The sequence below is a fragment of the Litoreibacter ascidiaceicola genome, assembly GCF_900129235.1.
GTDB lineage: Bacteria > Pseudomonadota > Alphaproteobacteria > Rhodobacterales > Rhodobacteraceae > Litoreibacter > Litoreibacter ascidiaceicola.
The window spans coordinates 142,411-150,211 of sequence record NZ_FQUV01000008.1; the positions used below are offsets into that span (position 1 = coordinate 142,411).

Here is a 7,801-nt window from a genome sequence, read left to right on the forward strand (position 1 = left end):
CCCCTTGAGCAGGTGGAGGCTACTCCCCATCTAAGGTTTGAGATTTGTCAAAGCACAGTGCCGCCTAGCGGGCTACAATTCGACAAAGGCTTAATGAAAGGAACGTACCCAATGGATTTGGAAAAATTCACCGAGCGCGCCCGCGGATTCATCCAGGCCGCGCAAACGATCGCAATGCGTGAGGACCACCAGCGCCTTGCCCCTGAACACCTTCTCAAAGCGATTATGGATGACGAGCAGGGGCTCGCCTCCAACTTGATTTCTGCCGCTGGCGGCGCGCCTGCGCGCGTTAAAGAAGCCGTTGAGCTGGCGATGGAAAAAATCCCGAAAGTCACCGGATCCGGTGGGCAGGTCTACATGGACAGCCAAACCGGCAAAGTGCTGGATGAGGCCGAGAAATTGGCCAAGAAAGCTGGCGACAGTTTCGTGCCGGTGGAGCGGATGCTATGCGCCCTAGCGATGGTGAAAAGCCCCGCGAAGGACGCGTTGGACGCTGGCGCTGTTTCGGCGCAAAAGCTGAACTCGGCGATCAATGATGTTCGTAAAGGCCGCACTGCCGACAGCGCCAATGCCGAAGAAGGCTATGACGCCCTGAAGAAATACGCGCGTGACCTGACCGAGGCTGCGCGAGAAGGCAAAATTGACCCGATTATTGGTCGCGACGAAGAAATTCGTCGCACGATGCAGGTTCTGTCACGCCGCACCAAGAACAACCCTGTTTTGATCGGGGAGCCGGGAGTGGGTAAAACCGCGATTGCCGAGGGCCTTGCTTTGCGCATCGTTGATGGTGACGTCCCGGAAAGTTTGCGCAACAAGCGGCTGATGTCCTTGGACATGGGCGCACTGATTGCGGGTGCGAAATATCGCGGTGAGTTCGAGGAGCGTCTGAAAGCGATCCTGTCAGAGGTTACCGCCGCTGCGGGCGAGATCATTCTGTTCATCGACGAGATGCACACGCTGGTCGGTGCGGGCGCAAGCGAGGGGTCTATGGATGCCTCCAACCTGTTGAAACCTGCTTTGGCGCGGGGTGAATTGCACTGCGTTGGTGCCACCACTTTGGACGAATACCGCAAGCACGTTGAAAAAGATGCGGCCTTGGCACGGCGTTTCCAGCCCGTGATGGTGGCAGAGCCTACGGTGGAAGACACGGTGTCGATCCTGCGTGGCATCAAGGAGAAATACGAACTGCACCACGGTGTGCGGATCTCGGACAGTGCCTTGGTTGCGGCGGCAGAGCTTTCGCATCGCTATATCACCGACCGTTTCTTGCCGGATAAAGCCATCGACCTTGTAGACGAAGCCGCGTCGCGGTTGCGGATGGAAGTGGATTCCAAACCCGAAGAGCTGGACGCTTTGGATCGCCAAATCCTGCAACTGCAAATTGAAGCCGCTGCCCTGGAAAAAGAGGATGATGCCGCTTCGGTGGATCGTTTGGAGACCTTGCAAAAGGAACTGGGCGAGCTGCAAGAAAAGTCGTCCGAGATGACGGCCGCATGGCAGGCGGAACGCGACAAGCTGGAAGGCGCACGTGATCTAAAAGAAAAGCTGGACCGTGCGCGGGCCGAGTTGGATATTGCCAAACGCGAAGGCAACCTCGCCAAAGCGGGGGAGCTGTCTTACGGCGTGATCCCTGATCTGGAAAAGGCGTTGACCGAGGCTGAAAGCCGCGAAGAGACGCAGATGGTCGAAGAGGCCGTGCGGCCTGAGCAGATCGCCAGCGTTGTTGAGCGTTGGACCGGTATTCCGACCTCCAAAATGCTGGAAGGCGAGCGCGAGAAACTTCTGAAGATGGAAGAAGAGCTGGGTCGCCGTGTGATCGGGCAGCGTCTTCCTGTCCAAGCGGTCGCCAATGCCGTGCGTCGTGCGCGTGCTGGGCTGAACGACGAGAACCGCCCACTTGGCAGCTTCCTGTTCCTCGGGCCAACCGGCGTGGGTAAAACCGAGCTGACGAAGGCCGTGGCGGAGTACCTGTTCGATGATGACAGCGCGATGGTGCGTATTGATATGTCCGAGTTCATGGAGAAACACGCCGTGTCGCGTCTGATCGGTGCCCCTCCGGGCTATGTGGGCTATGATGAAGGCGGCGTTTTGACCGAGGCCGTGCGACGCAGACCTTATCAGGTTGTGTTGTTCGACGAGGTCGAAAAGGCACACCCTGACGTGTTCAACGTGCTGCTGCAGGTGCTGGATGACGGGGTTCTGACGGACGGCCAAGGCCGCACCGTGGACTTCAAGCAGACGCTGATCATCCTGACGTCGAACCTAGGGGCGCAGGCGCTAAGCCAGCTTCCTGAAGGCGCGGACGCAGCGGATGCCAAACGCGACGTGATGGACGCGGTGCGGGCGCATTTCCGCCCCGAGTTCCTGAATCGTCTGGACGAGACGATCATCTTCGACCGCCTAGCCCGCGACGACATGAACGCGATTGTGGATATCCAGATGGCGCGTTTGGAAAAACGTCTTGCTGGTCGCAAGATCACTTTGGCGCTGGACGAGGATGCCAAGCAATGGCTGGCTGACGAAGGCTACGATCCTGTGTTCGGGGCTCGGCCATTGAAGCGTGCCATTCAGCGTGCGCTGCAAGATCCGCTGGCCGAGATGATCTTGGCAGGCGAGGTGCTTGATGGCTCGACCGTCGAAGTGAGCGCAGGGCCGGACGGATTGCTGGTTGGTGGGCGCATTAGCGCGTCCAACAGACCAAAGCCGGACGACGCGGTGGTTCATTAACGTAAAAAGGGCGCCTTCGGGCGCCCTTTCACTATTCAGGTTTGGCCCTTCAGCTTGCGGGCATGATGACCTTGTCGATAACGTGGATGACGCCGTTAGACGCCTCGATGTCAGCCGCCGTTACGTTGGCATCATTCACCATCACACCACCCTCGGTTTTGATCGTCACTTCGCCGCCTTGGACGGTTGCTGCCGTCATGCCGTCGGACAGATCGCCCGACATCACTTTGCCAGCAACGACGTGATAGGTAAGGATCGCGGTTAGCTGATCCTTGTTTTCTGGCTTGAGCAGAGTTTCGACCGTGCCTTCGGGCAGGGCGGCAAACGCCTCGTCCGTGGGGGCGAAGACGGTGAACGGGCCTTCGCCTTTCAGGGTGTCAACCAAGCCTGCCGCTTGCACAGCGGCCACAAGGGTGCCGAAGCTGCCAGCGGCAACGGCTGTATCGACGATGTCCTTGGAGTGGCCATCTGCGAAGGCTGGTGCCGTCAGGGCTGCGGCGGCGGTCAAAGCGATAAAAGTTCTGCGGATCATATCGTGGTCTCCTGTTCACTACAAAAGACGCTCGTGATTGAGCATCGGAACCGATACGCACAAACCCCACGGCAGGATGCCGCCGATCAGCACTTTTTCATTCTTGACCAATCTCGAGCTTGGCCTAAGCAAACGGTTTCCCCGCTTTCCAATGACATTCTTGTTATCGCCCGTGATCGCAGCGCGGCTTATGGAGCATTCACTTGCGTGTTCTGGCGGCGCATCCGACAGTACGCAAAACATAAAATGGGGATCCGGTATGTGGATGTTTGATTGGGCGGGCTGGGTGATCGAAGTGATGGCATTGGCCTTCGTAGGTGTCATCGGTATCGCGGCGCTGTTGGCGTTGGTGCTGTTCGCCATCGACCGGTCCCAAACGAGCGACGCCATTCGGCGCAATTACCCAGTCATCGGACGGTTTCGGCATCTCTTCACCGAGCTGGGCGAGTTCTTCCGTCAATACTTTTTCGCGATGGATCGTGAGGAGCTACCGTTCAACAGGGCGCAGCGAGACTGGATATCCCGTTCCACCAGCGGTGAGGGAAACACAGTCGCGTTCGGATCGACCCGCGATCTTTCGGTGGTGGGTACGCCGCTTTTTGTGAATGCCGCGTTTCCACCGCTGGATGATCAATTTGCGTCCTCCGAGCCTTTGGTAATTGGCAGCACGTCACGACATCCCTTCGAGGCCAAATCGTTCTTCAACCTGTCCGGCATGTCTTACGGCGCGATTTCGAAACCTGCGGTGACCGCCCTTTCACGTGGAGCCAAGGAAGCAGGTATCTGGATGAACACGGGTGAGGGGGGGCTCAGCCCCTATCATCTGGAGGGTGGCGCGGACATCGTGTTCCAGATCGGCACTGCCAAATATGGCGTGCGCAACAAAGACGGATCGCTCAATGACGACAAGCTGCGCGAAGTGGCGGCACATCCCGAAGTGAAGATGTTCGAGATCAAGCTGGCGCAAGGGGCAAAGCCTGGCAAAGGGGGCATCCTGCCCGGTGCCAAGGTCACCGCCGAAATCGCCGCCATTCGCGGGATCGACGAGGGGCAAGACAGCATTTCACCCAATCGCCATGTCGAGGTATCCAACGTCGCTGAGTTATTGGACATGATTGCCCATGTCCGCGAAGTGACAGGCAAGCCGACGGGGATAAAAACGGTCTTTGGATCGGAGGCGCCGTTCCGCGACCTCTTTGATCTGGTGCTGCAACGCGACGAGGCCCCTGACTTTATTACCATCGACGGCGGAGAGGGCGGAACCGGTGCGGCCCCCCTTCCGCTGATGGATCTTGTCGGGGTTACGATCAAGGAAGCCTTGCCAGAAGTCGCGAACCTGCTGCGGGAATACGGATTGAAAGACCGGATACGACTGATTGCCTCCGGCAAGCTGATGGTGCCTGGCGATGTCGCTTGGGCGCTGGCCGCCGGAGCGGACTTTGTCACGTCCGCGCGGGGATTCATGTTTAGCCTTGGCTGCATTCAGGCCATGAAGTGCAACAAGAACACCTGCCCGACGGGCATCACCACGCATGATCCGAGGTTCCAGCAAGGATTGGTGCCGGAGGACAAGTATAAGAAGGTCGCGCGCTACGCCAAAGGCATCGTCAAGGAGGTGGAGCTGATCGCCCACTCCGTCGGTGTGCCCGAACCACGCCAGATGCGGCGCGAACATGTGCGGCTTGTGCAGGACACGGGTAAATCGGTGCCGATGGATGTGCTGTATCCGGTGAAGGACGCCGGTTAGGTGAACCGTTTGACACATTGTGCAATGGGCGATTGGAGGCCAAAATGGTTGATCTCCCGAGATGTCTTCAAAACTTGCTATAGTAGTCTCGCCGGCAGGTACTGCATGGCGATTTCGAAGAAAGGGTTTTCTGATGCTAACGGTAGATGAAGAAATTACGAGTGTGTCGCGACTACGTGAACTGCTACCGACCGAGGGCTTCACCAACACGTTTCTTAAGGTCACAGATCAGCTTAACGTCGTCGCGCGCAGGTTCATTGCCAACGCACCCTTTATAATTGTGGCCACAAAATCCTCGGAGGGATTGATTGATGTTTCACCGAAGGGAGACCCCGCTGGTTTTGTCGAGGTTTATGACAACAAAACGCTGATAATTCCTGATAGATTGGGCAATCATCGAGTCGATGGTTTCCAGAACATTCTTGAAGATCCAAATGTGGCTATTTTATTCATTGTTCCGGATCACGGCGACACTCTTCGTGTCGCTGGCAAAGCCCGGATCGTAAAGGATCGGGCGATTAACGAACGTCTCGCGATCAATGGCAAAGAGCCGCTTCTGGCCATGGTCGTCGAGGTGCAGGAAGCATTTATGCATTGCTCCAAATCGTTAATTCGGTCCCGACTTTGGTACCCGGACAGCTGGCCAGCACGTAAAACCGCCCCGACGTTGGCGGAGTGGGTTCTTGAAACTGTAGCGCGGAAACAAACCTTGGATGAGGTACAAGATGATCATTCTGCCGACGAGAGAACCCGTTTGTATTGATGTTTTTGACGCGCGCGAAGTGAAACAGCTCACGCTACGATGACACTAATCCCACAGTTTCGTGAGCTAGCCTCATTTGGTTTTGTGCCTTGGCGCGCGTAAGTCATAAGGGAACACGCAAAAGCGAGGACTCGATATTATGGCCAACCGGTTCAAATCTGATCTGACTCGGGGCGACGTCACCCCCGAAAACGTATTCCTGAACCGGCGGGCCTTCATGGCTGGTGCCTCGGCCTTGGCCGCCACGGGCATCGCGGGGCCTGCCTTGGCCTCTCAATACTCGACTGACGAAGAGCCCAACGCGTGGGATGAAATCACACAGTACAACAACTTCTACGAGTTCGGGACGGGCAAGTCCGACCCTGCTGAATATGCAGGGGCGTTGACGACTGATCCTTGGGAAGTCGAAATCGACGGCTTGGTCGACAAGCCCGGCACCTATTCCTTCAAAGACATCATGGCCGCCATGACCGTAGAAGAACGTATCTACCGCTTCCGCTGCGTCGAGGCATGGTCGATGGTCATCCCGTGGAACGGGTTTGAACTGGCCGATTTGCTGAACATGGCTGGCGTGCAAAGCGGAGCCAAATACGTCGCGTTTGAAACCCTGCTCCGCCCCGAGGAGATGTGGGGCCAGAAGCGGCGCTTCGTTCCATGGCCCTACCGCGAAGGTCTGCGTCTGGACGAGGCGATGCACCCGCTCACCATTATGGCGACGGGGATCTACGGCAAGCCGATCCCGAACCAGAACGGCGCGCCCATGCGTCTGGTTGTGCCGTGGAAATATGGTTTCAAGTCGATCAAGTCGATCGTGAAGATCACGCTGACCGACACACAGCCTGAAACCAGCTGGAACATGATCAACGCCAGCGAGTACGGCTTTTATAGCAACGTGAACCCCGCGGTGGATCACCCGCGCTGGTCGCAGGCATCCGAGCGTCGTGTCGGCGGCGGGCTTCTGGCCAAACGCATCCCGACGCCGATGTTCAACGGGTACGCGGATCAGGTTGCTAGCCTTTACGAGGGCATGGACCTTGCCAAAAATTTCTAAGCCCTCCTGATGTCGCACGCCTTGACCTCCGCGGAACGGATCAATGCCGTTCTGCGCCCGGTGCCGACCTGGCTGGTCTATTTGCTCGGTGCATTGCCGGGGCTCTATATCGTGGCGGGCATCGCTCTGACGTTGTCCGGCACGTTTGACCTGTTCGGGAACAGTCTTGGCGTCGACCCCGCCCGCACGATCGAGCACTGGTTGGGGGAGTTGGCACTACAGTTCTTCATTGCTACCATGTTGATCTCGGTGCTGCGGGATCGCTTCCGGTTAAAGCTGATCAAATTTCGCCGCCCTCTTGGATTGCTGACCTTCTTCTATGTCTGCTTGCATCTGAGTGTCTGGCTTGGACTGGATATCCAGTTCCGCTGGACAGAGGCTTGGGCCGACATCCTGAAGCGTCCATTTATTACAATCGGAATGCTTGGGTTCCTCATGCTGGTACCTCTGGCGGTGACGTCCAACAATGCGATGATCCGCCGGATGGGTCCTGTGGCTTGGCAACGTCTACACAAGCTTGCTTACCCGGCAATTCTTTTGGGTGGCTTGCACTATGTCATGGTTCAGAAGGTCTGGGAGACCGAACCTTTGGTGTATCTGGGTGTGATCGCAGGTTTGTTGGCTTTGCGCGGCAAACGTCTGATGCCCTGATTCCGACTCATTTGGCTGATCGAAAACTGAATCGCAGCTGAGTCTCCAGTTTTAAGCCTCAAAGAATCCACATTTTGTGGTTGTGTTGTGGATAACACCAAGAGGGGGCCGAAGTTGCCCCGAGGGCACCTTCGCAGGCGCAGAAATTTGCTACAATTTTGCAAAAAGAAAATCTCCATAAGTCTTTGTTTATAATGATTTATTTTACCGTCTTTCGAGATTTTTTTAGAATTTTCAAAAAAGGTGTTGCGGGCGTGGGCTAGTGGGCCTAGAACCCCCTTCACCGGCAGGGCAGTGATGCAGTGTCGGGGCGCTGGACGGGCTGAATGG

At 56.9% G+C, this 7,801-nt stretch carries 6 protein-coding genes; 5 read left to right on the plus strand and 1 reads right to left on the minus strand.

What is annotated here, in order from left to right; translation table 11 throughout:
• Window positions 1–111: 111 nt before the first annotated feature.
• Window positions 112–2,727, plus strand: a complete 2,616-nt coding sequence (gene clpB, locus BUB72_RS15980; RefSeq protein WP_073145812.1) for an ATP-dependent chaperone ClpB — start codon at window positions 112–114, stop codon at window positions 2,725–2,727.
• A gap of 49 nt (window positions 2,728–2,776) precedes the next feature.
• Here clpB and BUB72_RS15985 read toward each other — a convergent pair whose 3' ends face one another.
• The gene (locus BUB72_RS15985; protein WP_073145815.1) at window positions 2,777–3,259 is read right to left on the minus strand and encodes a fasciclin domain-containing protein; all 483 of its coding nucleotides are present in this window, start codon (window positions 3,257–3,259) and stop codon (window positions 2,777–2,779) included.
• 298 nt (window positions 3,260–3,557) lie between these two features.
• On the opposite strand from BUB72_RS15985, the gene BUB72_RS15990 reads away from it, so the two are divergent.
• The 4 genes from BUB72_RS15990 (at window position 3,558) to msrQ (ending at window position 7,471) form a co-directional block, all read left to right on the plus strand.
• Complete coding sequence (locus tag BUB72_RS15990; protein ID WP_425435184.1) at window positions 3,558–5,006, plus strand: FMN-binding glutamate synthase family protein; 1,449 nt, start codon at window positions 3,558–3,560, stop codon at window positions 5,004–5,006.
• A gap of 133 nt (window positions 5,007–5,139) precedes the next feature.
• Entirely contained in the window at window positions 5,140–5,769 is a 630-nt protein-coding gene (locus BUB72_RS15995; RefSeq protein ID WP_073145817.1) for an MSMEG_1061 family FMN-dependent PPOX-type flavoprotein, read from the plus strand.
• A 139-nt stretch (window positions 5,770–5,908) separates the two neighbouring features.
• Window positions 5,909–6,820: a protein-methionine-sulfoxide reductase catalytic subunit MsrP gene (msrP, locus tag BUB72_RS16000; protein WP_073145819.1), complete on the plus strand. Its 912-nt coding sequence runs from the start codon at window positions 5,909–5,911 to the stop codon at window positions 6,818–6,820.
• Window positions 6,821–6,829: 9 nt separating this feature from the next.
• A complete protein-coding gene (gene msrQ / locus BUB72_RS16005) occupies window positions 6,830–7,471 on the plus strand; it encodes a protein-methionine-sulfoxide reductase heme-binding subunit MsrQ (RefSeq protein ID WP_073145822.1) in 642 nt (213 codons plus the stop codon).
• Window positions 7,472–7,801: the final 330 nt, after the last annotated feature.

Bases quoted from the DNA above. Each gene is read 5' to 3' on its own strand.
- BUB72_RS15985 (WP_073145815.1), bottom strand. From the start codon at position 3,259: ATGATCCGCAGAACTTTTATCGCTTTGACCGCCGCCGCAGCCCTGACG.
- msrP (WP_073145819.1), top strand. From the start codon at position 5,909: ATGGCCAACCGGTTCAAATCTGATCTGACTCGGGGCGACGTCACCCCC.
- BUB72_RS15990 (WP_425435184.1), top strand. From the start codon at position 3,558: ATGGCATTGGCCTTCGTAGGTGTCATCGGTATCGCGGCGCTGTTGGCG.
- clpB (WP_073145812.1), top strand. From the start codon at position 112: ATGGATTTGGAAAAATTCACCGAGCGCGCCCGCGGATTCATCCAGGCC.
- msrQ (WP_073145822.1), top strand. From the start codon at position 6,830: ATGTCGCACGCCTTGACCTCCGCGGAACGGATCAATGCCGTTCTGCGC.
- BUB72_RS15995 (WP_073145817.1), top strand. From the start codon at position 5,140: ATGCTAACGGTAGATGAAGAAATTACGAGTGTGTCGCGACTACGTGAA.